At 71.2% G+C, this 26481-nt stretch carries 21 protein-coding genes and 2 pseudogenes; 13 read left to right on the plus strand and 10 right to left on the minus strand.

Features of this window, described 5'->3' with window-relative positions; genetic code table 11:
• The first annotated feature begins 21 nt into the window (after positions 1 to 21).
• Both AB0N07_RS02515 and AB0N07_RS02520 read left to right on the plus strand, forming a co-directional pair.
• Positions 22 to 261 (plus strand): heavy-metal-associated domain-containing protein, encoded by a 240-nt coding sequence (locus AB0N07_RS02515; protein ID WP_232646111.1) that lies wholly within the window; start codon positions 22 to 24, stop codon positions 259 to 261.
• A 20-nt stretch (positions 262 to 281) separates the two neighbouring features.
• A complete protein-coding gene (locus tag AB0N07_RS02520) occupies positions 282 to 2531 on the plus strand; it encodes a heavy metal translocating P-type ATPase (protein WP_365831279.1) in 2250 nt (749 codons plus the stop codon).
• Positions 2532 to 3222: 691 nt separating this feature from the next.
• Here the strand turns inward: AB0N07_RS02520 and AB0N07_RS02525 are convergent.
• Positions 3223 to 4512 (minus strand): citrate synthase, encoded by a 1290-nt coding sequence (locus AB0N07_RS02525; RefSeq protein WP_115908064.1) that lies wholly within the window; start codon positions 4510 to 4512, stop codon positions 3223 to 3225.
• A gap of 262 nt (positions 4513 to 4774) precedes the next feature.
• A complete protein-coding gene (locus AB0N07_RS02530) occupies positions 4775 to 7033 on the minus strand; it encodes an ATP-dependent RecD-like DNA helicase (RefSeq protein WP_365831282.1) in 2259 nt (752 codons plus the stop codon).
• Between the two features lie 200 nt (positions 7034 to 7233).
• On the opposite strand from AB0N07_RS02530, the gene AB0N07_RS02535 reads away from it, so the two are divergent.
• Both AB0N07_RS02535 and AB0N07_RS02540 read left to right on the plus strand, forming a co-directional pair.
• On the plus strand, positions 7234 to 7374 hold the full coding sequence (locus tag AB0N07_RS02535; protein WP_365831527.1) for a hypothetical protein: 141 nt from the start codon (positions 7234 to 7236) through the stop codon (positions 7372 to 7374).
• 51 nt (positions 7375 to 7425) lie between these two features.
• Entirely contained in the window at positions 7426 to 8328 is a 903-nt protein-coding gene (locus tag AB0N07_RS02540) for a ribokinase (RefSeq protein WP_365831284.1), read from the plus strand.
• Positions 8329 to 8343: 15 nt separating this feature from the next.
• Here the strand turns inward: AB0N07_RS02540 and AB0N07_RS02545 are convergent.
• Positions 8344 to 8840 (minus strand): annotated as a pseudogene (locus AB0N07_RS02545) (transposase); the annotation flags it as partial.
• A gap of 184 nt (positions 8841 to 9024) precedes the next feature.
• Here AB0N07_RS02545 and rbsD point away from each other — a divergent pair.
• The 4 genes from rbsD to AB0N07_RS02565 all read left to right on the plus strand — a co-directional run bounded on the left by rbsD (position 9025) and on the right by AB0N07_RS02565 (position 14969).
• Positions 9025 to 9423 carry a D-ribose pyranase gene (gene rbsD / locus AB0N07_RS02550; RefSeq protein WP_365831507.1) on the plus strand — a complete coding sequence of 133 codons (399 nt, stop codon included), beginning with the start codon at positions 9025 to 9027 and terminating at the stop codon, positions 9421 to 9423.
• Between the two features lie 291 nt (positions 9424 to 9714).
• The gene (locus AB0N07_RS02555; RefSeq protein WP_365831286.1) at positions 9715 to 11223 is read left to right on the plus strand and encodes an alpha/beta fold hydrolase; all 1509 of its coding nucleotides are present in this window, start codon (positions 9715 to 9717) and stop codon (positions 11221 to 11223) included.
• A gap of 769 nt (positions 11224 to 11992) precedes the next feature.
• The gene (gene eccD / locus AB0N07_RS02560) at positions 11993 to 13381 is read left to right on the plus strand and encodes a type VII secretion integral membrane protein EccD (RefSeq protein WP_365831288.1); all 1389 of its coding nucleotides are present in this window, start codon (positions 11993 to 11995) and stop codon (positions 13379 to 13381) included.
• 13 nt (positions 13382 to 13394) lie between these two features.
• Positions 13395 to 14969, plus strand: coding sequence for a hypothetical protein (locus AB0N07_RS02565; RefSeq protein ID WP_365831290.1), 1575 nt, complete (start codon positions 13395 to 13397; stop codon positions 14967 to 14969).
• A gap of 12 nt (positions 14970 to 14981) precedes the next feature.
• Here the strand turns inward: AB0N07_RS02565 and AB0N07_RS02570 are convergent, their stop codons facing one another.
• The 4 genes from AB0N07_RS02570 to AB0N07_RS02585 all read right to left on the minus strand — a co-directional run bounded on the left by AB0N07_RS02570 (position 14982) and on the right by AB0N07_RS02585 (position 19080).
• Positions 14982 to 15797, minus strand: a complete 816-nt coding sequence (locus tag AB0N07_RS02570; RefSeq protein WP_365831292.1) for an MOSC N-terminal beta barrel domain-containing protein — start codon at positions 15795 to 15797, stop codon at positions 14982 to 14984.
• Positions 15798 to 15941: 144 nt separating this feature from the next.
• Positions 15942 to 16739: a sugar phosphate isomerase/epimerase family protein gene (locus AB0N07_RS02575; RefSeq protein ID WP_365831509.1), complete on the minus strand. Its 798-nt coding sequence runs from the start codon at positions 16737 to 16739 to the stop codon at positions 15942 to 15944.
• 35 nt (positions 16740 to 16774) lie between these two features.
• Positions 16775 to 17926, minus strand: coding sequence for a dihydrodipicolinate synthase family protein (locus AB0N07_RS02580; RefSeq protein WP_365831294.1), 1152 nt, complete (start codon positions 17924 to 17926; stop codon positions 16775 to 16777).
• Positions 17923 to 19080: a Gfo/Idh/MocA family oxidoreductase gene (locus tag AB0N07_RS02585; RefSeq protein WP_365831296.1), complete on the minus strand. Its 1158-nt coding sequence runs from the start codon at positions 19078 to 19080 to the stop codon at positions 17923 to 17925. Before AB0N07_RS02585 ends, AB0N07_RS02580 begins: the two co-directional genes overlap by 4 nt.
• 316 nt (positions 19081 to 19396) lie before the next feature.
• Here AB0N07_RS02585 and AB0N07_RS02590 point away from each other — a divergent pair, with 316 nt between their 5' ends.
• The 4 genes and pseudogenes from AB0N07_RS02590 to AB0N07_RS02605 all read left to right on the plus strand — a co-directional run bounded on the left by AB0N07_RS02590 (position 19397) and on the right by AB0N07_RS02605 (position 23030).
• Positions 19397 to 20443: a LacI family DNA-binding transcriptional regulator gene (locus tag AB0N07_RS02590; protein ID WP_365831298.1), complete on the plus strand. Its 1047-nt coding sequence runs from the start codon at positions 19397 to 19399 to the stop codon at positions 20441 to 20443.
• A 122-nt stretch (positions 20444 to 20565) separates the two neighbouring features.
• Positions 20566 to 21183, plus strand: a pseudogene (locus AB0N07_RS02595) (dihydrofolate reductase family protein).
• 102 nt (positions 21184 to 21285) lie between these two features.
• Positions 21286 to 22218 (plus strand): helix-turn-helix domain-containing GNAT family N-acetyltransferase, encoded by a 933-nt coding sequence (locus AB0N07_RS02600; RefSeq protein WP_365831300.1) that lies wholly within the window; start codon positions 21286 to 21288, stop codon positions 22216 to 22218.
• An 11-nt stretch (positions 22219 to 22229) separates the two neighbouring features.
• A complete protein-coding gene (locus AB0N07_RS02605) occupies positions 22230 to 23030 on the plus strand; it encodes a sugar phosphate isomerase/epimerase family protein (RefSeq protein WP_365831302.1) in 801 nt (266 codons plus the stop codon).
• Between the two features lie 10 nt (positions 23031 to 23040).
• Here AB0N07_RS02605 and AB0N07_RS02610 read toward each other — a convergent pair whose 3' ends face one another.
• The gene (locus AB0N07_RS02610) at positions 23041 to 23625 is read right to left on the minus strand and encodes an alpha/beta hydrolase (protein ID WP_365831304.1); all 585 of its coding nucleotides are present in this window, start codon (positions 23623 to 23625) and stop codon (positions 23041 to 23043) included.
• 50 nt (positions 23626 to 23675) lie between these two features.
• On the opposite strand from AB0N07_RS02610, the gene AB0N07_RS02615 reads away from it, so the two are divergent.
• A complete protein-coding gene (locus AB0N07_RS02615; RefSeq protein ID WP_365831306.1) occupies positions 23676 to 24674 on the plus strand; it encodes a LysR family transcriptional regulator in 999 nt (332 codons plus the stop codon).
• Here the strand turns inward: AB0N07_RS02615 and AB0N07_RS02620 are convergent.
• Together AB0N07_RS02620 and aroA are read right to left on the minus strand one after the other, a co-directional pair.
• Positions 24601 to 25230, minus strand: coding sequence for a GNAT family protein (locus AB0N07_RS02620; RefSeq protein ID WP_365831308.1), 630 nt, complete (start codon positions 25228 to 25230; stop codon positions 24601 to 24603). The two genes, AB0N07_RS02615 and AB0N07_RS02620, sit on opposite strands and share 74 nt — an antisense overlap.
• Positions 25231 to 25241: 11 nt before the next feature.
• Positions 25242 to 26480: a 3-phosphoshikimate 1-carboxyvinyltransferase gene (aroA, locus tag AB0N07_RS02625; protein ID WP_365831310.1), complete on the minus strand. Its 1239-nt coding sequence runs from the start codon at positions 26478 to 26480 to the stop codon at positions 25242 to 25244.
• Position 26481 lies beyond the last annotated feature (1 nt).

Genomic DNA, 26481 nt, shown 5'->3' on the forward strand with positions numbered 1-26481 from the left:
CGCCTCGACGAGGAGAACGACATGACCGCCCAGACCGACACCCCGGGTACCGTCACCGCCGTCTACAAGGTGAGCGGCATGAGCTGCGGACACTGCGAGGGTTCCGTCTCCGGTGAGATCCGCGAGCTTCCCGGCGTCAGCTCGGTGACGGCCGTCGCCGCGTCCGGTGAGGTCACCGTCGTCTCCGCGGCCCCGCTCGACGAGGCAGCCGTGCGCGCCGCGGTGGACGAGGCGGGCTTCGAGCTCGTCGGCCAGGCCTGACAGCAGCCCGGGAACCCGCGATGAGCAGCACCACCACCCAGACACCGGCACCGATACGCACGACAGCGGACGCCTCCGAGGTCGAGCTGCTCATCGGCGGGATGACCTGCGCCTCCTGCGCGGCCCGCGTCGAGAAGAAGCTCAACCGCATGGACGGCGTCACCGCCACGGTGAACTTCGCGACGGAGAAGGCGAAGGTCACCTACCCCGCGGGCATCCAAGTCGCCGATCTGATCGCCACCGTGGTGAAGACGGGCTACACGGCCGAGGAGCCGCTCCCGCCGCAGCCGGAGCCCGCCGGGGAGGAGGCCGGCGAGGACCCGGAACTGGCCGCCTACCGGCAGCGCTTCACCGTCTCCGCCCTGCTCGCACTTCCCGTCGTACTGCTGTCGATGATCCCGGCCCTGCAGTTCGACAACTGGCAGTGGCTGGCGCTCACGCTCGCCGCGCCCGTGGTCGTCTGGGGCGGCCTGCCGTTCCACCGCGCCGCCTGGACGAACGCCCGGCACGGCGCCGCCACCATGGACACGCTGGTCTCGGTCGGCACGCTGGCCGCGTTCGGCTGGTCGCTGTGGGCCCTGTTCTTCGGCGACGCGGGCCTGCCGGGCATGCACGACGAGTTCAGGTTCACCGTCTCGCGCCTGGACGGGGCCTCCACGATCTATCTCGAGGTCGCCGCGGGCGTCGTCGCCCTCATCCTGCTCGGGCGCTTCCTGGAGGCCCGCTCCAAGCGCCGCGCGGGCGCGGCGATCAGGGCGCTGCTGGAGCTGGGCGCCAAGGAAGTGTCCGTCCTGAGGGACGGCCGTGAAGCGCGCATTCCCGTGTCCCAACTGGCCGTGAGGGATCGTTTCGTCGTACGGCCCGGGGAGAAGATCGCGACCGACGGCACCGTCGTCGAGGGCGTGTCCGCCGTGGACGCCTCGATGCTGACCGGCGAGTCGGTACCGGTGGACGTGGGCGTGGGCGACGCCGTCACCGGGGGCACGGTCAACGCCGGCGGGCGGCTGGTCGTCGAGGCCGCCCGGGTCGGTGCCGACACGCAGCTGGCGCGGATGGCGAAGCTGGTGGAGGACGCGCAGAACGGCAAGGCCGAGGTGCAGCGGCTCGCCGACCGGATCTCGGCGGTCTTCGTGCCGGTCGTGATGCTGATCGCCGTCGGCACGTTCGCGGCGTGGCTCGGCGTCACGGGCGACACCGCGGCCGCGTTCACCGCGGCCGTCGCCGTCCTGATCATCGCGTGCCCGTGCGCGCTCGGCCTGGCCACCCCGACCGCGCTGCTGGTCGGCACGGGGCGAGGCGCGCAGCTCGGCATCCTGATCAAGGGCCCGGAGGTCCTGGAGTCCACGCGCCGCGTCGACACCGTCGTACTCGACAAGACCGGAACGGTCACCACCGGCCGGATGACCCTGCACGAGGCGTACGCCGTCGCCGGCACCGACGCGAAGGAGGTGCTGCGGCTCGCGGGCGCCGTCGAGCACGCCTCCGAGCATCCCGTCGCCCGGGCGATCGCCCTGGGCGCCGCGGAGCGGGGCGGGCGGCTTCCTGAGGTCGAGGAGTTCGAGAACGTGCCCGGGCGGGGCGTACGCGGCCGCGTGGAGGGCCGCGAGGTGGCCGTGGGACGACTCTTCGACGAGCTTCCCGTGGAACTGACCCGCGCCAAGGCCGAGGCCGAGAACGACGGGCGTACCGCCGTCGTGATCGGCTGGGACGGGATGGCACGCGGTGTCGTCGCTGTCGCCGACGCGGTCAAGGAGACCAGCGCCGAGGCGGTGCGCGAGCTGCGCGCGCTGGGGCTCACGCCCGTGCTGCTGACCGGGGACAACCGGGCGGTCGCCGAGGCGGTGGCGCGCGAGGTCGGGATCGAGCAGGTGATCGCGGAGGTCCTGCCCGAGGACAAGGTGGCAGCCGTACGGCGACTGCAGGCCGAGGGACGTACGGTCGCCATGGTCGGTGACGGGGTCAACGACGCGGCCGCGCTGGCGACCGCCGATCTGGGTCTGGCGATGGGGACCGGGACGGACGCAGCGATCGAGGCGGGCGATCTGACGCTGGTGCGCGGCGATCTGCGGGTGGCCGCGGACGCCATCCGGCTGTCCCGCAGGACGCTGGCCACGATCAAGGGCAACCTGGTGTGGGCCTTCGGGTACAACGTGGCCGCGCTGCCGCTGGCCGCCGCCGGCCTGCTGAATCCGATGATCGCCGGGGCCGCGATGGCCTTCTCGTCGGTGTTCGTGGTGACGAACAGCCTCCGACTGCGGACGTTCCGTTGAACCGCGACGAGGTTACCGGCGGTTAGTCGAAGTCGAGGTGAGAGCACCTCTGGAGTCCTGCGCCAGCCTCACATAAGCTCTTCACAAGGCTCGCGCATCATCCTTACGCTTGGGCACCGATCGCTGGATCGGGGCTCTTGCGTATCTAACGGACAAATGCAAGAGACGCAGATCACAGTGATGTGAACGTAACCATCGAAGGGGTTCGAAGGTCTAAGTTGACGATGTCAGGCAGCGTCTTGGGGGGCGTTTCCTGGCATCTGAGGATGTCTTGGGGGACTTCCTCAGAGGTGCGTTGCCGGGGCCACGTACACCGGGGTGCTTTGAGCGGCCCTCCCGGGCGTGCGTTGTCCCGGCAGACCGCACAACCATGAGTACGGCGAGTTTTGCTCATTCTGCTCAACGCTCGCCGCACTCGACAGCGATTCAGGCGCTGGCTTCACAGACGCCCGGCCGGATCCCGTGGGGGGAATCCGCACCGGGACATGGGAAGGCGCCCTGGACGTCGGCCCGTGGGGGGACCGGCGCCAGGGCGCCTTTCGCTTCGGCGGATTGAGCCGGGGGGCTCGTGAGGCTGTCGGTCGTCATTCGGCTGACGGCCGGTGGGGCCGGTCGCGCCCCGCGGCGGAGCCGCAAATGGATGCGGCCCCGCGCCCCTGAAAGACCAGGGCGGCCCCGCCACCGGCGTTTGTCAGCGCTCTTCGACCGGGACGAAGTCCCGCTCCACCACGCCCGTGTAGATCTGGCGCGGGCGGCCGATGCGGGAGCCCGGCTCCTTGATCATCTCGTGCCACTGGGCGATCCAGCCCGGGAGGCGGCCAAGGGCGAACAGGACCGTGAACATCTCGGTCGGGAAGCCCATGGCGCGGTAGATCAGGCCGGTGTAGAAGTCCACGTTCGGGTAGAGGTTGCGCTGGACGAAGTAGTCGTCCGAGAGCGCGTGCTCCTCCAGCTTGAGCGCGATGTCCAGCAGCTCGTCGGACTTGCCGAGGGCCGAGAGGACGTCGTGCGCCGCCGCCTTGATGATCTTCGCGCGCGGGTCGAAGGACTTGTACACCCGGTGGCCGAAGCCCATCAGGCGGACGCCGTCCTCCTTGTTCTTCACCTTGCGGATGAAGGAGTCGACGTCGCCGCCGCCCGCCTGGATGCCCTCGAGCATCTCCAGGACGGACTGGTTGGCGCCGCCGTGCAGCGGGCCCCACAGGGCGTTGATGCCGGCCGAGATCGACGCGAACATGTTCGCCTGCGAGGAGCCGACCAGACGGACCGTGGACGTCGAACAGTTCTGCTCGTGGTCCGCGTGCAGGATCAGCAGCTTGTCCAGGGCGGCGACGACGACCGGGTCGAGGTCGTACTCCTGCGCCGGGACCGAGAAGGTCATGCGCAGGAAGTTCTCGACGTAACCGAGGTCGTTGCGCGGGTAGACGAACGGGTGGCCGATCGACTTCTTGTACGCGTACGCGGCGATCGTCGGGAGCTTGGCGAGCAGGCGGATCGTCGAGAGGTTGCGCTGCTTCTCGTCGAACGGGTTGTGGCTGTCCTGGTAGAACGTGGACAGCGCCGAGACGACCGAGGACAGCATGGCCATCGGGTGGGCGTCGCGCGGGAAGCCCTTGTAGAAGTTCTTGACGTCCTCGTGCAGCAGGGTGTGCTGCGTGATGTCGTTCTTGAACACGGAGAGCTCGTCGACGGTCGGGAGCTCGCCGTTGATCAGCAGGTAGGCGACCTCCAGGAAGGTGGAGCGCTCCGCCAGCTGCTCGATCGGGTAGCCGCGGTACCGGAGGATGCCCGCCTCGCCGTCGAGGTAGGTGATGGCGGATTTATAGGCGGCGGTGTTCCCGTAACCGCTGTCCAGCGTCACCAGACCGGTATGGGCGCGGAGCTTCCCGATGTCGAAGCCCTTGTCGCCGACGGTGCTGTCGATCACCGGGTAGGTGTACTCGCCGTCGCCGTACCGCAGTACTACAGAGTTGTCGCTCACGTCTTCCCTCACCGACGTAGTGCCTCATCTTCGAGGTTGCCCTGACTGTCTCTACCATCCCCCAATTGGCTCAGGAGAGTGCACTCGGGGTCGACCATCGGGCCTATCGACGGCACTGAGTGCCGCCAACTTGCTCATCCTGCCCCCTTGATTCCCCATCCGGAAGTGCTGTGTGACCTTCACGACTCATTTGATCGATCATTTTTCGTGATGCCTGTCTCAAACCCCACTCGGCGGGGCCGCACAGGGATCCAGGGGGCTCTCACAGGGGTCTCGGGGAGAGCCGGAAGTCGAGTGCCGTGCACCGTCGCCCGGCCGACACCGTGCGCACCGCCTGACCGATCGCCTTGCGCGAACCGACCAGCACGACCAGCTTCTTGGCCCGGGTCACCGCGGTGTACAGCAGGTTCCGCTGCAGCATCATCCAGGCTCCGGTGGTGACCGGGATCACCACGGCGGGATATTCACTCCCCTGGGAGCGGTGAATGGTGACGGCGTACGCGTGGGCCAGCTCGTCCAGTTCGTCGAACTCGTACGCGACCTCCTCGTCCTCGTCCGTCAGCACCGTCAGGCGCTGGTCGACCGGGTCGAGCGAGGTGACCACGCCGACGGTGCCGTTGAAGACACCGTTCTTGCCCTTCTCGTAATTGTTGCGAATCTGGGTGACCTTGTCGCCGACCCGGAAGACCCGGCCGCCGAACCGCTTCTCCGGCACATCCGGGCGGCCCGGCGTGATGGCCTGCTGGAGCAGACCGTTGAGCGTGCCGGCGCCGGCCGGGCCGCGGTGCATGGGCGCGAGGACCTGCACGTCCCGGCGCGGGTCGAGCCCGAACTTGGCCGGAATCCGGCGGGCCGCCACATCCACCGTGAGCCGCCCCGCCTCCTCCGTGTCGTCCTCGACGAAGAGGAAGAAGTCCTTCATGCCGTCGGTGACCGGGTGATGCCCGGAGTTGATCCGGTGCGCGTTCGTCACCACACCCGACTGCTGGGCCTGGCGGAACACGCGCGTGAGGCGCACGGCGGGGATCGGGCTGCCGTCGGCGAGCAGGTCCCGCAGCACCTCGCCGGCGCCCACGCTGGGCAGCTGGTCGACGTCCCCCACGAAGAGGAGATGGGCGCCCGGCGGGACCGCCTTCACCAGCTTGTTGGCGAGCAGCAGGTCCAGCATGGAGGCCTCGTCGACGACCACCAGGTCCGCGTCGAGCGGGCGGTCCTTGTCGTACGCCGCGTCACCGCCGGGCTTCAGTTCCAGCAGCCGGTGGACGGTGGAGGCCTCGGCCCCGGTGAGCTCGGCCAGGCGTTTGGCGGCGCGGCCCGTGGGCGCGGCCAGGACCACCCTCGCCTTCTTGGCGCGGGCCAGCTCCACGATCGAGCGGACCGTGAAGGACTTGCCGCAGCCCGGGCCGCCGGTCAGCACGGCGACCTTCTGGGTCAGCGCCAGCTTGACGGCGGCCTCCTGCTCGGGCGCGAGCTCGGCGCCCGTACGGTCCTTCAACCAGGCCAGCGCCTTGTCCCAGGTCACCTCGTGGAAGCCGGGCATCCGGTCCTCGCCGGTGCGCAGCAGCCGCAACAGCTGGGCGGAGAGGGAGAGTTCGGCGCGGTGGAAGGGCACGAGATACACGGCCGTCACCGGGTCACCGCCGTCCGGCCCTGGCACCTTCTCCCGTACGACCCCGGGGTCCTCGCCGTCCTCGGGCGGCTGGGCGAGTTCGGCGAGGCACTCGATGACCAGGCCCGTGTCGACCTGCAGCAGCTTCACCGCGTCGGCGATCAACCGCTCCTCGGGGAGGTAGCAGTTGCCCTGGTCGGTGGCCTGCGACAGCGCGTACTGCAGGCCTGCCTTCACGCGCTCCGGGCTGTCGTGCGGGATGCCCACGGACTGGGCGATCTTGTCGGCGGTGAGGAAGCCGATGCCCCAGACGTCGGCCGCGAGGCGGTACGGCTGGTTCTTGACGACGGAGATCGAGGCGTCGCCGTACTTCTTGTAGATGCGCACGGCGATGGAGGTGGACACCTCGACGGTCTGGAGGAAGAGCATGACCTCCTTGATCGCCTTCTGCTCCTCCCAGGCGTCGGCGATCTTCTTGGTGCGCTTGGGACCGAGGCCGGGGACCTCGATGAGCCGCTTGGGCTCTTCCTCGATGATCTGCAGGGTGTCCAGGCCGAAGTGCTGGGTGATGCGGTCGGCGAAGACGGGGCCGATGCCCTTGACCAGCCCCGAGCCGAGGTAGCGGCGGATGCCCTGGACGGTGGCCGGGAGCACCGTCGTGTAGTTCTCCACCGTGAACTGCTTGCCGTACTGGGGGTGGGAGCCCCAACGGCCTTCCATGCGCAGGGATTCGCCGACCTGGGCGCCGAGCAGTGCGCCGACGACCGTGAGCAGATCGCCGGCTCCTCTGCCGGTGTCGACCCGGGCGACCGTGTAGCCGTTCTCCTCGTTGGCGTACGTGATCCGCTCCAGGACGCCCTCGAGCACGGCGAGCCGCCGCTCGTCTGTCGGGTTCCCCGCTTCTTTTGCCATGGTCCGACGGTATCGGTGAGGTGTGACAGCGGCGGGGCTCAGGGACCACGCCCTGATGTGCCCATGTCGCGCTGTTACGCTCCGGCCGTCATCGCTCCGGCGGTGCTCCTCGACACCCTGTGTCGCAAGGCCGGTGCGCTCCCAGTTGCCGCCTGCACGGGGCGGCAACAAGGGCTGAGGCGGGCACTCTGTACGCATCTGTGGCCCAGCAGCCGACGGAACTCGGCAGAATCGCGGTACAGAACGCACTGGAGGTCGCCGAGGACAAGAAGGTCACGAAGTCCGTGATGGTGCCGGTGAAGGTGGTCACGAAGGGGAACGTGGCCGGGTTCAGCGGCTGACGAGGCGGCTGACAAGGGGAATTGGGTGTCATCTCTCAGGGGAGTCATTTGATGTACGACTACGACCTGCTGGTCGTGGGATCGGCCAACGCCGACCTGGTGATCGGCGTCGAGCGGCGGCCGGAGGCCGGCGAGACGGTGCTGGGCTCCGACCTGGCCGTCCATCCGGGCGGCAAGGGTGCGAACCAGGCGGTCGCCGCCGCCCGGCTCGGAGCTCGTACGGTCCTGCTGGCCCGGGTCGGCGACGACACATACGGCCGGCTGCTGCTCGACTCGCAGCGGGCCGCCGGGGTCGACACGGTGGGGGTGCTGGTGGGCGGGACGCCGACAGGGGTCGCGCTCATCACCGTCGACCCATCGGGGGACAACAGCATCGTGGTCTCCCCCGGTGCGAACGGCCGGCTGACGTCGGGAGACGTCCGGGCGGCCGCGAGCCTCTTCCAGTGCTCGCGGGTTGTGTCGACGCAGTTGGAGATCCCGCTGGAGACGGTCGTGGAGGTCGTACGGAATCTCGCGGAGGGCAGCCGGTTCGTGCTGAACCCCTCCCCGCCGCGGCCGTTGCCGGCCGAGGTGCTGACGGCCTGTGACCCGCTGATCGTCAACGAGCACGAGGCGAAGGTGGTGCTCGGCGATGCGTATGTGTCCGACCGACCGGAGGACTGGGCACGGCTGCTGCTGGCCAAGGGGCCGCGGTCGGTGGTGGTCACCTTGGGGGCGGAGGGTGCGCTGGTGGCCGATGGGCAAGGAGTGACCCTGGTTCCGTCCGTGAAGGTGCACGCGGTGGACACGACGGGTGCGGGCGACGCGTTCACGGCGGCGCTGGCGTTCCGGTTGGGGTCGGGGGCGTCCCTTGCGGAGGCCGCCGCGTACGCGGCACGGGTCGGGGCGGCGGCCGTCACCAAGGAGGGCGCGCAGGTGTCCTTCCCGACGGCCGACGAGGTCAACGCGCTATGAAGAAGGCGGGAATCGTCAACTACCCGTAAACCGAGGTCTAGGTGTCGGGCTTGCACAACGGGCATTGCTGGCTGCGATGCGTCGTTTGCGTCCAGTCCCACCCTGCTGGGCGTCGGGTGGGGCGGGGGCCGTTGACGGGGCCCCGCGTCGCCACAACTCCCACGCACGGGCGCGGATGTTGCGGGAGCCGTTCCGGTCCGCGTGATCAACGAATCCGCAGGACCGGCATGCGAACCAGGCTTGGGAGACCCGGTTCGCCTTGTCGACGTGCCCGCACTCGGCGCAGGTACGGGAGGTGTATGCCGGATCGACATACACCACCAGCACGCCTGCCCTGCGAGCCTTGTACGCGATGAACTGCCCGAGCTGATGGAACGCCCAGGAGTGCAGGGGGCGCGTTGGGGCTTTCGAAGCCGTACCCGCTCGCGGATGCCCGTCAGATCCTCCAGGGCGATCCCGCGACCGGTGCGTTCTGCCTCGGCCACCACGTGTTTCGCGATCTTGTGGCTGATGACCCGTGCGAGGCAGCATCACGCGTTCGCAGCCGTTCACCACATCGAGCGAATAGATCGGCCATGCGTTCGCAACTCGCCTCTCCGTCCCACCCGGGCGGGACACCCTGCCGCTCCGCGCCGCAGCCACGCGGATGCGATTCCTCCCGTGACCGAAGCCCTGAAGGTCCTCGCAAGAGATTCGCTGAACCGTCATATCCCAGGCGCGCTGGCCGAGCTGGGCCACGGAGAAGGGGTGCTGGTGTACGACGCGGGCATGCCGATACCGCGGGGGCCGCGCGTGGTGGACCTGGCCTTCCGCGCCGGGGTGTCGTCCTTCGCGGAGGTGGTGGACGGTCTGCTGGCCGAGCTGGTGGTGGAGGGGGCCACGGCGGCGAGCGAGGTACGGGAAGCGAACCCGGGGGCTTCGGCGCTGCTCGACGACCACTTCCCCAAGCTGGAGCTGGTGTCGCACGAGCGGCTGAAGGAGCTGTCGGCGGGGGCACGGCTGGTGGTACGGACGGGGGAAGCGCGGCCGTACGCGAATGTGCTGCTGCGCTGTGGGGTGTTCTTCCAAGCGGCTTTCCAGGAGTTGTGTCGCTGACTGGTGGGGTGCGGTCGCCGGGAGCGTGGTGGCCTCGGTGGCCTCCGGCCTCCAGGTCGTGCGACCGCGCGGGGAACACGGGCGGCCGGCCACTGCACGGGGCGAGAGCGAAAGCGCTGCTGTCGCCGCGCGCCTGTGTGCCACCTGTGCGTCCGTGCGCGGGGCGCTCGCCGACTGGCTGCCGGGCACTCTGATGAGAGAGGGCTCAACTGGCATTCAGGGGCAGGGGGTTCGGGCATGGCGGCACCGTGCGTGACTCGGCGGCACAGGGGGATCCTCCGGAGATCGGGCATGCCGGCGGCCTCGGTGGGGCGCGGGCGACGGGAGCGGTCCGGGAAACGGGCCGGGGCCCGGACGAGGTGGCTCCTGCTGTGCGTCTGCCTGATCACGAGTGCCTTCGGCTTCGGCACATCGTCGATGGCCGCTGCCACCGAGCCGTCGGCCCGGCAGTGCGACGAAGCGCCGACCGGTGTCGTCACCCACGATCACTGGCTGAGGTTCACGGTGCCGCCCGGACTCATGCCGGACCCTCAGTTCGGCGGGCAGCCGGCGAAGATCCAGGTGCATCGCGTCCAACCGGTGTACGCGAACGGAAAATGCCCAGGAGTGCCCAACAGGGCCGCGGTGCTGATCCACGGCCGCACCGTCACCGCCTCGCCGGCCTTCGACCTGCGCTCCCCCGCGCCGGAAGGCGGCTCGCTCAGCATGCAGGAAGGACTCGCACGGGCGGGAATCGACACCTTCGCCCCGAGCCTGCTCGGCTACGGCCACTCGACGCACTTCGACAACGGCCTGAACGATCCCGGCAACGCGAGCCTCAGGCCCTACCTCGCGGACGGCACCTGTCCGTACCCCGAGGGCTGCGACCGCACCCACAACCCGATCTTCACCCTCGATCAGCAGGGCAGCCTGCTGCTGACCAATCCGCTGGGCGGCAAGAGGCGCGCGCACTCGAGCAACTACCGCTTTGCGCGCACGGACGTCTGGGTACGCGACATCCGCCAGGTCATCGATGACGCCATCACGCGCGCGCAGCCGACGGACGGCAAGGTCACTCTGCTCGGCTATTCGCTCGGTGGGGTGCGCGTCGGGCGGACGCTGTACGCGGCCAACCCGGTCCTCCCCGGAAGCGCCGCCGTCATCGCGAAGGTCAACCGTGCCGTGTTCATGTCGTCGATCTTCGGTGGACCGACTGAGGAGACGACGCCCCCGACGGGCTTCGTCACGTTCCCGCTGACGCTCGACAGCCGCCCGGCAGCGCCGGTGCTGCCGCCGGCCCGCGAGGCCGTGTGCACCGGGCGTGTCATCCCCGGCAGCCAGGATCAGCTCTGGAAGCAGATCATGGAGCAGGACACCGAGGGGCGGAACTGGGGAGGGGACGATCCCGGCAACCCGACCGGTCTCGACCGCTCTCCGACGTTCTCCAACTACGGCTGGAACACCGCCGTCGTGGGGCAGCTGACCCCGCCCACGCTGGTCATCCACGGCCTCGACGACGCCACCGCGCCACCGGCCAACGCGTCCACCATCTTCAACGCTCTACCGGCGGCAATGACGAACAAGGTGCTCGTACAGGTCCAGTGCGCCAGCCACCAGATGCAGATGGAGGGCTGCTCCGGCCCACGCTGCACACCCGAATCCGGAACGCCCTACGGCGGGCGCCCCGGCGAACCGTGGGCCGGCCCTCATGCCACGGTCAAGGCGGCGCTGATCGAGTGGATCAAGAGCGGGACCTTCAACGGCGCCGCGAGCGGAAAGTTCACCGTCAACGAAAGCGGCGTGGCCACCGCAGGCCCGTAGCGAAACGGCGTCGCACAGATTCGAGGGGGCCCGGTCCGTCGACCGGGCCCCCTCGGCTTTTCCCCTCCACCATCAGAACCCCCGCGATCCCCCCAGATCCCCCTCCGAGAAGTCCTGATGCCAAGTACGACCCACAGGGTGGGGGGAGGGTTGCACGGCGTCTTCAGATTTTTTTCGATGCCGGAGTCCGGCCTGTCGGCGGGGGTGAGGTGCGGTTCAAAGCCGCGTGCCGGGCTCCGGCCGACATCGTGTGATCGTCACGTACCACGGGACGGTGTTCTTCGAGGTGTCATGCAGGTCGTAGCCGCGCAGGTCGGCAAGGCTTCCGGCGCGCACGCTGCACCGACGTTCCACAGGAGGGTGCTGCAGCTGTCGTCGAAGCAGGCGACGGTTGCGGGCTCATGTCCGCCCGGAGCACGACCGGTTGACACACCGTGACGGTGGCGTGCGAGGCGGCCGGGACCGGGCCGGCCTTGTCGCAGCCGTCCGGGATCCTCGAACTCGACCGAGTGGCAAGGGCGTTCGTATTCCACAGCGAGACCGCCTTGCCCGGCGTGCCGTCGGCCAAGGGGACCGTGAAGCCGTCCTGGGAGCCGAGCCGGGTCAGCGTCTGCGGGCCCGTGTTTGTGCAGCGGACGGTCAGGTAGTACGGGATCATGCTCCTCAGGCCGTCGCCGGAGTTCGCGTATGGGGGTTCCGTGCAGTCTTCGGGCGGGGCTCGGTAGGTCCGCCGGCTCCGTCTCCACCCGGTGATAGGTTCGAATATGTGATGTCTGCGGGGGCCTTGAGTCGTGCAGCGGCCGATGGGTCCGCAGTTGTTCTGAGTCGCGTCACCCTGGTCGGGGAGCGGCGTCGGGTCGATCTTGTGTTGCCGGCTCGGGAGCCGGTCGGGGTGTTGTTGCCCGAGATTCTGCGGGTGCTGGACGACCGGGCCGGTGAGCGGCCCGAGTTGCGGCAGCTCGTGACCGCGGACGGGTCCGCGCTCGCTCATGACAGCAGCCTTGAGTCCGCCGGGGTGCGGGACGGTGCCACGCTGCGGCTCGTACGGGCCGGGGACGCTCCGTCCGCGCCCGTCGTGCACGACGTGAGTGACGATGTCGTCGAAGATCCCGGTGGGCGGGCGTGGCGGTGGGGGCCCGGGTCGCGACGCGTCGTCGCCGGGCCGGCGACCGTGGGGTGGGTGGGTGCGGGCGGTGTCTTCGCACGCGGTGCCTACGACGGCTCTGTCGTCGCCGGTGTGTTGCTCGCCGTGGCCGCTGTCGCCGCTGTGGTCGGAGCCCTCGTGGGGCGTGGCGAGCGGCAGGGCGGGGTCGCCGGCACGCTGATCTGCTCGGCGGGGGTGCTTGGTGTGCTCGGGGCCTCCACGCTCGCGGATGACCATCACTGGTCGGGTGCGTTGCACGTGGGTGCGCCGGCCGGGGTGGGTGCCGTGACGCTCGTACTGCTGGGGCTCTTCACTCGGTTGGGGCGCGCCGGGTCGGTGGGCGCCGGCGCCCTCGCCGGCACCGTCCTCGGCTGGGAGGGCGTCGTCGCCCTGCAGTCGGGGGCGGAGACGGCAGGGCAGCAGGCTCGGACCGGTGCGGTGCTCGCCGTCGTCTCCGTCGTCGCCCTCGGTGTGCTGCCGCGGCTCGCGCTCACGGCCTCCGGGCTGTCCGGGCTCGACGACCGGCGGGCCGGCGGGGTCTCCGTGAGCCGGTACCAGGCGTCCGCGGCGCTCGCGGCCGCCCATCGCGGGCTGATGCTCGCCACCGTCATCGTTGCCGTGTCGGCGACCGTGGCGGCGGTGTGGGCGCTGCGAGCGCCCGGCGTGTGGACCGTACTGCTCGCCGTCGTCACGGCGGTGGTGGTGGCCCTGCGGGCACGGGCTTTTCCGCTGGTCGCCGAGGTCGTGGTGCTGCTGGCGGGTGCCGCCGTGGTGACCGTACGGCTGTTGGCGGTGTGGGTGGAGCGCTCCGGTGCGGCGGGACCGGCTCTGGTCGTGCTCGCGGCGCTGGCCGTGCTGACGCTCGCCACGCTCGTCGTACGGCCCGCCGAGCAGGTCCGGGTGCGGCTGCGGCGAGCGGGTGACCTGTTGGAGTCCGCCGGCGTCATCGCCCTGCTTCCACTGCTCATCGGGGCCTTCGGCGTGTACGAGCGGCTGCTCGGCACCATCGCTTAGGGGACGGGACGGCATGGTTCACGGGGAACAGGAGCGGGAGCCGGCGGGTGACGACGACTGGCGGCGCGATGCGCTGTTCCAGCTCGGGCCGGCGGAGCAGCAGCGGGCTTCGGAGCCCTCGGGCGAAGCCGTCGTAGCAGCGGATCCGGCTCTTCCCGGACCCGGCGGCGAGCCCACCCTGCGTCTGGTGCACTCGGCGCGGGACGAGTGCGCGGCCCCTGGCGGCGGGCAGACGGGCCCGTCGGCCGGCCCGATGCCTGCGGCCACCGCGCCCGCCCCGGGGCGCATTGGGCAGACCACCGCCCCCACGCAGTCCATGGACGCCCCGCTCCCACCCCAGCAACCCGCCACCGCCACACCCGCGCACCCCCCGGTCGGCCCCATCACTACGCCCGAGCCCGGGGCACCCGCACCCGTCACCTCCCACACGCCCGCATCCGGGCCTCACTCTTACGCCTCCGCGCAGTCCATGGACGCCCCACCCCAGCAACCCGCCACCGCCCTATCCGCGCACCCCCCGGTCGGCCTCACCCCGCCCCCTGGCCCACCCGTCACCGCACCCGCCCCCGGGGCCCCCGCGCCCCCCGTCACCTCCCGCACGCCCGCATCCGGGCCCCGCTCCCACGTCCCCGTCCCCGCGCCCCCTTCAGCCCCTGCCACGCCCACCTCCACCCCCGAAAGCCTCCCCACCCTCGACCCCCGTCTGGCCCTTGCCCTCGGTCGCCCCCAGCACGGGGACTCGCTTGTCCACCGGACCGGCCGTACCCTGCGTCGGCTGGCCACCTCCGTCTCGCAGGACGTGGCCGAGCAGACGCGGATCGCGCGGGACTTGCAGCAGCCGGTGGCCACCGGGCGGGTGATCGCCGTGACCTCGATCCGTGGGGGCGTCGGCAAGTCGACCGTGGCCGCGCTGCTCGGCCGTACCTTCAACCACTACCGGCACGACCCGGTGCTCACGCTGGAGGCGGACGCCGCGCTGGGCACGCTGCCGGTGCGAATGGGCGCGGAGTCGGTGCGGTGGTCGTGCGCCGACCTCGCCCGGATTCTGACCCCGGCCATGCAACTGACCCATGTGACCGGGTACTTGGTGCCCGTGGCCGACGGCGGCTGGCTGCTGCCCGGGAGCCAGGGGAAGGTCGGCGCCCCGCTGGACGTGCGGACGTACCGCACGGTGACGCTCGCCCTGCGGCGCTACTTCTCCGTGACGGTCGTCGACTGCGAGACGCTGCCCGGCGACGTCGCCCGGACGGCGATGGACACCGCCCACGCCCGGGTGGTCGTCGCGCCGATGACCGCGGAGGGTGTCGGCGGGACCCGGCAGGTCCTCGACTGGCTCGGGCAGTTGCCGCACTCCGCGCTCTCGACGACCGTGGTGGCCCTCACCGCGAGCTCCCCCGACATGATCCTCGACGTGAAGGCTGCCACCGCTCACTTGAAGGAGACGGGCGTTCCCGTCGTCGTCCTGCCCTACGACCGGCATCTGGCCGGCGGCGGCCCCATCCGCACGGAGCTGCTCGGCCGGGCCGCCCAGGACTCGGCCGTGCAGCTGGCGGCCGAGGCGCTGCACCGGGCGGTGCGCGCGCAATGACCACCGGCGGCATCAGAGCCGTATGACATCCCGTTCCCGCACCCACCCGCCGCGTACCACCTGCGCATACACCCCGGCACACGGCTCGGGCGGGCGGCCGGGCAGGGCGGGTATGCGGTGGTGGCGGGCGAGGACGCGCAGGGCGTCCGGGTCGCGGGGAAGGTCGCCGTGGGCGAGGGTGGGGATCGCGCAGCGGGGGGTCGAGGCGATGACGCGGAGGGTCGGGCCGTCGGCGATGTGCAGTTCTCTGCCGACCCAGGTGTGTTCCACGAAGCCTTCGTCCTCGTCCGTGTCGATGACCAGGTTGGGGCGGTAGCGCTGCGGCTCCGCCGCGCCCCGGGGGCTCAGTTCGGCGATTCTCCTCAGGGTCGACGTCGTGATGACGTGCACCGGCGCGAAGTCGAAGAAGGTGCCGGGCGGGGAGGCCGAGCCGAACTGGACGGTGTCGGCTTCCACTTCGGCCTCCGGTCCCGCGGCCAGGACCTGCTCCGGACGGGAGCGGTCGAGCGTGCCGGCGGGCGGGGGTGTGTCGGTCAGCGTGACGTTGCGGCCGACGAGGGCCGAGAGGGCGGCGGCTGTGGGCACTTCGGTGCCGTCCGGTCCGGTGATGCGCGGCCCGGCCTCGGTGAGGGTCGCAGCGCACCTGAGCAACTCCCGCCACAGGCGCGGGTTCTTCGCGCTCGCGACCTTGCCCGTCGCGTCGTCCAGCAGCGCGAACCGGCGGTCGCCGCTCAGGCCGCGGTCGCTGATCCCGACGGCCTCGAGCGGCTCGCCGAGCATCGACTTCACCGGGTAGCGGTACAGCGCGGCGACAGTGGCCTGCCTCACCTCGGGCCTTCCCCGGTGCCCGGTCGCCGGGCGTCCCCCGACGCCCAGCGGTCGTCGACCCGTTCCAGTGGTCCGAGGCTCTCGCTCACGAGATCCAATTCTGCACGAACCTCTGTGCGGTGCCGGCGAGTTGTTCCCGTGCGGTCAGGCGGCGTGCTCCACGAACCGTGCGGCCGTCTCCGCCAGCACCTCCCGGCCGTCCCGCGCCCACAGCGCGTCGTTGAACAGCTCGACCTCGATGGGGCCCGTGTACCCGGCCGCCTCCACGTACCCCTTCCACTCCCGCATGTCGATCGAGCCGTCCCCGATCTGCCCGCGGCCGTTGAGCACGCCCTGAGGCAACGGCGTGGTCCAGTCGGCGAGCTGGAAGGTGTGGATACGGCCACCGGCGCCCGCGCGGGCGATCTGCGCGGGCGCGTTGTCGTCCCACCAGATGTGGTACGTGTCGACGGTGACGCCGACCTGGTGGGCCGGGAAGCGTTCCGCGAGGTCGAGGGCCTGGGTGAGCGTGGAGACCACGCAGCGGTCGGCGGCGTACATCGGGTGGAGCGGCTCGATGGCCAGCCGTACGCCGTGCTGCTCCGCGTACGGGCCCAGCTCGCCGAGGGCGTCCGCGATCCGCTCCCGGGCGCCGTGCAGGTCCTTGGACCCCGCCGGGAGGCCCCCGGAGACCAGCACCAGCGTGTCCGTTCCCAGGGTCGCCGCCTCGTCGATCGCGCGCCGGTTGTCGTCGAGGGCGGCCGCGCGCTCCGCCGGGTCGATCGCCGTGAAGAAGCCGCCTCGGCACAGGGTGGTGACGGACAGGCCCGCGTCGCGGACCAGTTTCGCCGTCGCCTCCAGGCCGTGGGACCGGACCGGTTCGCGCCACAGACCCACGCCCGGTACGCCCGACTCCAGGCACGCGTCGACCAGCTCGGGCATCGACAGCTGCTTCACCGTCATCTGGTTGATGGAGAAGCGGGACAGATCGCCGGTGGTCACTGGGTCACTCCGTACAGGGCGAGAAGGTTCTTCATCCGCTCCTGAGCCAGCTTCGGGTCGGGGAAGAGGCCCAGGCCGTCGGCGAGTTCGTAGGCGCGGGCGAGATGCGGGAGGGAGCGGGCCGACTGGAGGCCGCCGACCATCGTGAAGTGCGACTGGCGGCCGGCGAGCCAGGCGAGGAGGACCACGCCCGTCTTGTAGAAGCGGGTCGGGGTCTGGAAGAGGTGGCGGGAGAGCTCGACGGTCGGGTCGAGCAGGGCGCGGAAACCGGCCACATCGCCCGTGTCCAGCACCCGTACCGCCTCCGCGGCCAGCGGGCCCAGCGGGTCGAAGATGCCGAGCAGGGCGTGGCTGAAGCCCTGCTCGTCGCCCGCGATCAGCTCGGGGTAGTTGAAGTCGTCGCCCGTGTAGCAGCGGACGCCCTGCGGGAGCCGGCGGCGGATGTCGATCTCGCGCTGGGCGTCCAGCAGGGAGACCTTGATGCCCTCCACCTTGTCCGGGTGCGCGGCGATGACGTCCAGGAAGGTGTCGGTGGCCGCATCCAGGTCGGACGAGCCCCAGTAGCCGTCCAGCGCCGGGTCGAACATCGGGCCGAGCCAGTGCAGGATCACCGGCTCGGACGCCTGGCGCAGGAGGTGGCCGTAGACCTCCAGGTAGTCCTCGGGGCCGTTCGCGGCCGCCGCAAGCGCGCGGGACGCCATCAGGATGGCCTGCGCGCCGGACTCCTCCACGAGGGCGAGCTGCTCCTCGTAGGCCGTCCGGACCTCCACGAGAGACCCGGCGGTGATCTGGTCGGTGCCGACACCGCAGGCGATACGGCCGCCGACCGCCTTGGCCTCGGCGGCACTGCGTCGGATCAGCTCGGCCGCGCCCGCCCAGTCCAGGCCCATGCCGCGCTGGGCGGTGTCCATCGCCTCGGCGACGCCGAGCCCGTGGGACCACAGGTGGCGGCGGAAGGCGAGGGTGGCGTCCCAGTCGACGGCGGCGGGCGAGTCGGGCGACACGTCGGCGTACGGGTCGGCGACGACGTGCGCGGCCGAGAAGACCGTACGAGAGGTGAAGGGCGAGCCGGGAGTGACGGCGAGGGGCTCGGGGCGGGGCTCGTACGACCTCAGTCCGCCCTTGGAGTCCGGGAGTTGGATGGTCACAGCGCGATCTCCGGTACGTCGATGCGGACGCCCTCGGCCGAGGACTTCAGGCCCAGCTCGGCGAGCTGGACGCCGCGGGCGCCGGCGAGGAGGTCCCAGTGGTAGTCGGCACCGGCGTAGACGTGCTTGAGGAACAGCTCCCACTGGGCCTTGAAGCCGTTGTCGAAGTCGTCGTTGTCCGGGATCTCCTGCCACTGGTCGCGGAAGGAGTAGGTGGCCGGGATGTCGGGGTTCCAGACCGGCTTGGGGGTCATGCTGCGGTGCTGGACACGGCAGTTGCGCAGGCCGGCGACGGCCGAGCCCTCGGTGCCGTCGACCTGGAACTCCACCAGTTCGTCGCGGTTGACGCGCACGGCCCAGCTGGAGTTGATCTGGGCGATCGCGCCGCCTTCGAGCTCGAAGATGCCGTAGGCGGCGTCGTCGGCGGTGGCGTCGTAGGGCTTGTCGTTCTCGTCCCAGCGCTGCGGGATGTGGGTGGCGGTGAGGGCCTGGACGGACCTCACCCGGCCGAACAGCTCGTGGAGCACGTACTCCCAGTGCGGGAACATGTCGACGACGATGCCGCCGCCGTCCTCGGCGCGGTAGTTCCACGACGGGCGCTGGGCGGTCTGCCAGTCGCCCTCGAAGACCCAGTAGCCGAACTCGCCGCGGATGGACAGGATCCGGCCGAAGAAGCCGCCGTCGATGAGGCGCTTGAGCTTGAGCAGGCCCGGGAGGAACAGCTTGTCCTGTACGACGCCGTGCTTGATGCCCTCGGCGTTCGCGAGGCGCGCCAGCTCCAGGGCGCCCTCCAGACCGGTCGCGGTCGGCTTCTCGGTGTAGATGTGCTTGCCCGCCGCGATCGCCTTCTTGATCGCCTCCTCGCGGGCCGAGGTGACCTGGGCGTCGAAGTAGATCTCGACGGTCGGGTCCGCGAGGACCGCGTCGATGTCGGTCGAGATGTTCTGCGGGTCCAGGCCGTGCTGCTCGGCGAGCGCCCTGAGCGCGTGCTCGCGGCGGCCGACCAGGACCGGCTCCGGCCACAGCACCGTGCCGTCGCCGAGGTCGAGGCCGCCCTGTTCGCGGATGGCCAGGATGGAGCGGACCAGGTGCTGGCGGTAGCCCATGCGCCCGGTCACGCCGTTCATGGCGATACGCACCGTCTTGCGTGTCACGTCATTCCCTTCGCAGGCGTCGTACACAGCGTCGTACGCGGGTGGTGTGCGCCGCGTCGGCCCCACTCATGAGCGACACAGCAAGCGCTTTCTATACAAGGAGAAGTTAGCCTCTGGGCAGTGGTCCGGACAAGACCGTGACCGCTTCGAGTTGTTCGAGGAGACGAACAGCGGGGGGTTCTGGCCGTAAGGTCTGCTCGACGTGCTCGGAACCGGGGGCCTGCGGCGGCCTGTCTACGAGGACGTACGACGAGGTACGGACGTACGACGAGGTACGAGAGATGCGCGACGAAATGCGCGACCGGAGGACGACGAGATGACGGTGACCCTGGCGGACGTGGCGGCCCGCGCGCAGGTCTCGCCCGCGACGGTGTCGCGCGTGCTGAACGGGAACTATCCCGTGGCCGCCTCCACCCGTGAGCGGGTGCTGAAGGCGGTCGACGAGCTGGACTACGTGCTGAACGGGCCGGCCAGCGCGCTGGCGGCGGCAACTTCCGATCTGGTCGGAATTCTCGTCAACGACATCGCCGACCCCTTCTTCGGGATCATGGCGAGCGCGATCCAGTCGGAGATCGGGGGGCCGGGCGGCCGGGCCGGCGGGGAACGCCTTGCGGTCGTCTGCAACACGGGGGGTTCGCCGGAGCGTGAGCTGACGTATCTGACCCTTCTGCAGCGGCAGCGGGCGGCGGCGGTCGTGCTGACCGGCGGCGCCATGGAGAACGAGCCGCACGCGGCGGCGGTCGCGTCGAAGCTGCGGAAGCTGACGGACGCGGGGACGCGGGTGGTGCTGTGCGGGCGGCCGCCGGCTCCGGACACCGGGGCGATCGCGCTGGCCTTCGACAACCGCGGCGGCGGGCAGCGGCTGACCGAGCATCTGATCGGCCTTGGACACCGGCGGCTCGGCTATATCGCGGGGCCCGAGGAGCGGACGACGACGCGGCACCGTCTCGAGGGGCACCGGGCGGCGCTGGCCGCGGCGGGGATCGAGGAGGATCCGCGGGCGACGGTGTGGGGGCGGTACGACCGGACGTCCGGGTACGAGGCGACGCTGGAGCTGCTCCGCCGGGATCCGTCCCTCACCGCGGTGGTCGCGGCGAACGACTCCGTCGCGCTCGGGGCGTGTGCGGCGCTGCGGGAGTCCGGGCTGCGGATCCCGGAGGACGTGTCGGTCGCCGGGTTCGACGATCTGCCGTTCAGCGTCGATGCGGTGCCCGCGCTGACGACGGTGCGGCTGCCGCTGGCGGAGGCGGGGGCCCGGGCCGGGCGGATCGCCATGGGGCGGGAGGAGCCGCCGCCGGGCGGGATGGCTACGGTCCGGGGGGAGCTGATGGTTCGGGGGTCTTCCGGGGTGCCGCGGGGCTGAGGGCGCCGTTGCGTTGATCGGCACCCGGCATCGGTGGTGCCGTCGGCTGGGGCCTTGTCCTCAAACGCCGGACGGGCTGAAAGTTGCCCCCCGGTTCTGGCGGGGCTGTAGGAGCGGATCCCCTGCGCATCGTTGTCAGCGAGTTCATCAGTCTCGACGGAGTCGTACAGGCGCCCGGCGGTCCCCAGGAGGACACCGACGGCGGGTTCGCGCACGGCGTGGTCGCATCCGTAGTTCGATACAGAGGTGGTCGGCGGGGTCTTCGCGGCGGGGCTGGAGCAGGCGGAGGCGCTGCCGTACGGGCGCCGTACGTGTCTGACGATGGCGGCGGGCCTGGCCCGAGCGGCCCGGAGATCCTCCCCCGCAAGCGGGGGGACCCCCAGCCGACCGGCTCAACGGTGTGAAGAAGTACGTCGTCACCGACACTCTCGGCGACTCCGAGCCGACCTGGAAGAACACCGAACGGATCCCGGGCGGCCAGGCGGTCGCGCGGATCCGGGAGCTGCGGGCCGCTCCCGGCGGCGACCTGGCGATGATGGGCAGCCCCACCCTCGTGCGGACGCTGATCGGCGCGGGGCTGGTGGACGAACTGCAGCTCATCCATATGCCGGTGATCCTCGGCGACGGAAAGTCCATCTTCCCCGAGGACGGGGCCAAGCGGCCGTTAGCTGGTCTCGACGGTCAGGGGCAAGACCGGAGTGCAGGTGAGCGTGTACCGGCCGGTGGCCGACGAAGGGTAGTCACGGGGGTGCGGGTGTCCTAGCCTCGGAACCGGCGATATCTCTGACTGAGTCAACTATCCGGTTCTTGTATCCGGGACAACCATCCGGGGGTCGACGCCCATGACCGTCCAGGACATCCGCACCTTCAACCGCTTCTACACGAACGTCATCGGCGCCCTCGACTACAGCCGCCAGCTGTACGCCCCGTACACCCTGACCGAGTCCCGCGTGCTGTACGAACTGGCGCACTCCCCGCGTACGGACGCGGCCGACCTGCGGGCCGAACTCTCGCTGGACGCCGGGTACTTGAGCCGGATCCTCAACAAATTCGAGGAGGACGGGCTGATCGAGCGCACGCCGTCCGCGGGCGACTCCCGGCGCCGCCGTGTCTCGCTCACGCCCCGCGGCCGCGAGACCGCCGCCCTGCTCGCCGAGCGTGCGAACGAATCCGTGGGCGCGCTGCTGTCCACCGTGCCCTCCGCCGAACGGCCGCGGCTGGCGGAGGCGATGCGAGCCGTCCGCGAGATCCTCTCCGAGGGCCGCGCTCCGCGCCGTGAGGACGTCGTCCTGCGCGAGCCCGGCCCCGGCGACCTGGGCTGGATCGTGCAGCGCAACGCAGCGCTGTACGCCGCCGAGTACGGCTTCAACGCCGACTACGAGGGGCTGGTGGCGCGGATCGTCGCCGACTTCGCCGAGGACCACGACCCGCATCTGGAGCGGGTGTGGATCGCCGAACTCGACGGCCGCCCGGTGGGGTGTGTGATGTGCGTACGGGACGAGGCGCCCGGCACGGCCCGGCTGCGGCTGCTGCTGGTCGAGCCGGACGCCCGCGGGCTCGGCATCGGCGACCAGCTGGTGCGGGCCGTGGTCGACTTCGCGCGCGGTGTCGGCCACCGCGAGCTCGTCCTGTGGACCAACGACGTCCTGGCCGCCGCCCGCCGCATCTACCAGCGCCACGGCTTCGTGCTCGTCGCCGAGAAACCGCACCGTTCGTTCGGAAAAGACCTGAACGGCCAGGACTGGCGCCTGGACCTGCACGGCACACCCGAGTGACAGTAGGGACCATGAGACTGGCGTTCTCCACCCTCGGCGTCCCCGGCCTGCCCGTCCCGGACGTGATCCGGCTCGCGGCCACCCACGGCTACCACGGCGTGGAGCTGCGCGCGCATCCGGAGGAGCCGGTCCATCCCGGCATCGACCTCGCCGGGCGGGCGGACGTGGCCGCCGAGTTCAAGGCGGCCGGCATCGAGGTGCTGGGCCTCGCCGGGTACGCGCGCGTGGCCGCTCCCGGCGACGACGGTCCGGTGATCGACGAGATCCGCGGCCTCCTCGACCTCGCCCGCGACCTCGGCGCCCCGTACATCCGGGTCTTCCCGGGCGGCGGCCACGAGCAGAGTACGGAGCGCGCCGACGCGACGGCCGCGCGACGGCTCGGCACGGCTGCGGAGTACGCCGCCGACGTCGGCGTACGCATCCTCCTGGAGACCCACGACTCGCACCGCAGGGCCGCCGACGCGATCCGCATCCTCGGCCTGGTCGGGCACCGCCATGTCGGCGCCCTCTGGGACGTCATGCACACCTGGCTGGGCGGCGAGCAACCCTCGGAGTCGTTCGCGGCCCTCTCCCCGTACCTCGGCTACGTACAGGTCAAGGACATCGCCTCCGCCGAGGACACGACCCCGCTCGCGCTCGGCACCGGCGTGCTGCCGCTCACCGAGACCGTGGAGGTCCTCTCCCGGCACGGCTGGGACGGCTGGCTGTGCTGGGAGTACGAGAAGCGGTGGTACGAGGAGGCCGCGCCGCTGCCGGAGCTGCTGGCGACGGGGCGGGAGCATCTGGGGCGGCTGCTCAACGAGTGTGCGTGAGCCATACCTCCTACGCCGGGCGGGCCGTTATCGTCACCTCCTCGTCCAGGCACCACTCCAGTACGGCGGGCCAGGAGCCGTAGCCCGCGTCGAGGTCGAGGTGGGCGGCGCCGGGGAGGAGGTCGGTGGGGATGCGCAGGGGGTCGCCGAAGACGTCCCGGGCGCCCTCCGGGCAGTACGGGTCGTTGTCGCCCGCGACCAGGCGGGTGGGGGCGGGGAGGGTGAAGCCGAGGGCGGGCGGGGCGAATTCGGCCACCTCGGGGAGCCGGGCGAGGACGGAGGCGGACGGCGGGGCGACGAGCAGTACGCGGTCGACGGCGCCGTCCTTCACCAGTCCGCGGGAGACGGCGTGCAGCCAGAGCAGGACGGAGGCGCTGTGGGCGAGGACGACGCGTTCGGAGCCCCGGAGGTCGTCGAGGTGCCGGGTCAGCTCCGACAGCCACACCTCCAGGCTCGGGTCGTCGGGGTCGGGCAGCTGGGGGTAGGTGACGTGGTGGCCGAGGCCGCTGAGGCGGTCGGCGAGCCAGTGCTGCCAGTGGGCCTCGGGGCGGTGGTTCTGCCAGCCGTGGAGGATGAGGAAGTGCTTCGCGGTCATGGGGCGATGGTTTCCGATCGCTGTTCCATCGGTCCAGTTAATCTTTCGGGGTGGAACGGGCAAGCGAGAGCTTCAGGGTTGATCTGCGCCGTCTGACCGTCCTGCGCGAGCTGCAGCGCCGGGGCAGTCTGGCGCGAACGGCCGAGGCCCTGCATCTGACGCCGTCGGCGGTCTCCCAGCAGCTCGCGGCGCTGGCCCGGGAGACGGGCGTACCGCTGACGGAGAAGGACGGCCGGGGCGTACGGCTGACCGGGCAGGCGCGGGTGCTGCTGGCGCATGCCGACCTGATCGCGGCCCAACTGGAGCGGGCGCGGGCCGACTTGGCGGCGTACGGCGAGGGCGGGCGCGGGTCGGTGACGATCGGGTGCTTCTCCAGCGGGATCCTGGGGCTGCTGCCGGGCGTGCTGCGGGCGCTGGCCGGACGTCTCCCGCAGCTCAGGGTCGAGGTCGTGGAGGCGGAACCGCCGGACCTGTTCACCGCGCTCGACGCGGGGCAGGTGGACGTGGCGGTGGCGGTGGACTTCGCGAAGGCTCCGCCGCACACGGACGACCGCTACAGCAGGGCGGACCTGTTCACGGACGTCCTGGACCTCGTGGTGGCGGCGGACCATCGACTCGCCGGTCAAGGCCCGGTGACGTTGCGGGAGTTGGCGCGGGAGGCGTGGGTCGTGGGGGCGGCGGCCAGTTGCTGCGGGGCGGTGGCGCGCTCGGTGTGCGCGACGGCCGGTTTCACACCGGACGTACGCCACGCGGTGAACGACTGGGCCGCACTCGCCGCCCTGGTCGAGGCGGGACAGGGGGTGGCGCTGATCCCACGCCTGGTGCGGGAGTCGTACACGCATCGCCGCGTGACAGTGGTACCGACGCAGGAGCAGCCGGCGTCCCGGAACGTGTTCGCGGCGGTCCGGGCCGGCGCGGAGGAGGACGCGGTGCTCAGGGCGGTGCTGAATCAACTGCGCACCGCGGGAACGGCCGTTACACCCGCACCGCGAACCCCGCCACCCGCGCCTCCAGCCGCTGCCGGCATCCCGGCCACTCCTCCGCCGTGACCGAGAAGATCGCCGAGTCGCGCAGGCGGCCCTCCTCGCCGGGCGCCCAGGAGCGGGACCAGTTGCGCAGGACGCCCTCGAAGCGGGCGCCGACGCTCTGGATCGCCGCGCGGGAACGGGCGTTGCGGGCGTCGGTCTTCAGGTCGACCCGGGAGACGTGCCACTCCTCGAAGGCGTGCCGGAAGAGGAGGAGTTTGGCCTCGGCGTTGATGCCGGTTCCCTGGGCCGGCCTCGCGAGCCAGGTGAAGCCGATCTCGATGGCGTCGAGCCGGTCCTCGGAGAGCCAGCAGCGCGGGTCCCAGAACGAGGTGGCGCCGACCGCCCGCCCCGTGGCCTGCGAGATCTGCGCGTACGGCGCCAGCCGGCCGGCGGCGGCGCGGGCGAGCTGCGCGTCGATGTAGCCGCCGACCTCGTGGGCCCGCGGCACCCACGTGAACTCGTACGTCCCGCGGTCCTCCTCCGCCGCCGTCGCCAGATCCGCCGCGTGCCGGTGCTCCAGCGGCTCCAGGCGCACCAGCGCGCCCTCCAGAACCGGCCCCTTCAGCTCGAACCCCACTCGTCCCCGCCTCACAACCGCGCGCGCAGCGCCCCGAACTCCTCGTGGAAACCGGGGAAAGTCTTCCGCACGCAGTCGGGGTCGTCGAACGAAATACCCGGCACCCGCAGCCCGGTGACCGCGAAGGACATCACGATGCGGTGGTCGCCGTAGGACGTGATCTCCGTACCGCTCCCGGACGGCACACCCGGCAGGATCTCGATCCAGTCGGGGCCCGTCGACACGTCCGCCCCCAGCCGCCGGAGGTTCTCCGCGCAGGCCTCCAGCCGGTCGCACTCCTTCACCCGCGTGTTCGCCACGTCCTCGATCCGGACCGGCCCGTCCGCGAACGGTGCGATCGCCGCCAGCGTCGGCATGGTGTCCGAGATGTCCCGCATGTTGACCGTCAGACCGCGCAGCACCCCTGTGCCCCTGACCGTCGTGCCGTCCGGGCGGACCGACACCTCGGCGCCCATCCTCCGCAGTACGTCGACGAAGCCGAGGTCGCCCTGCAGCGCCCCCGTGCCCAGCCCCGCCACCGTCACCTCGGCGCCCGGCGTCACCGCGGCCGCGGCGAAGAAGTAACTGGCGGTCGACGCGTCGGGCTCGATCGCGTAGGTGGTCGCCCGGTAGCCGCCCGACGGGACCACGAACACGTCGTCCTCGCGCTCCACCTCCGCCCCGAACGCCCGCATCATCGCGATCGTGATCTCCACGTAGGGGACGGACACCAGGTCGGTGACCCGGATCCGCAGGCCCTTCCCGGTCAGCGGGCCCAGCAGCAGCAACGCCGTCAGGTACTGCGAGGACTGCCCCGCGTCCAGGACGACCTCGCCGCCCTCGACACCGGTCGCCCGCACCGTCAGCGGGTGGTGCCCCTCCGCCTCCTCGTGCCGCAGATCGACGCCCAGGTCGCGCAGGGCCCGAGTCAGGGGCAGCAGGGGCCGGCGGCGCATCTGGGCGGACGCGTCGAAGCGGTACGTCCCGTGTCCCGCCGCCGCCAGGGTCGGCAGGAAGCGGGCGGTCGTGGCGCCGTCCCGGCAGTACACGTCCGCCTCGCTCACCGCAGGGCCCTGCGGACGGCCGTCCACCTGCCAGGCGTCCCGGGTCCGCCCGACTCGATACCCGAGCCGCACCAGCCCCTCCGCGAACCCCTCGGTGTCGTCCGAGCGCAGGGGGCGTACGAGGGTGGTGACTCCGTCGGCCGCCGCCGCCAGGAAGAGCGCGCGGGCGGTGATGGACTTGGAACCGGGGATGGTGACTACGGGCATG

The sequence above is a fragment of the Streptomyces sp. NPDC051172 genome (assembly GCF_040682555.1).
GTDB lineage: Bacteria > Actinomycetota > Actinomycetes > Streptomycetales > Streptomycetaceae > Streptomyces.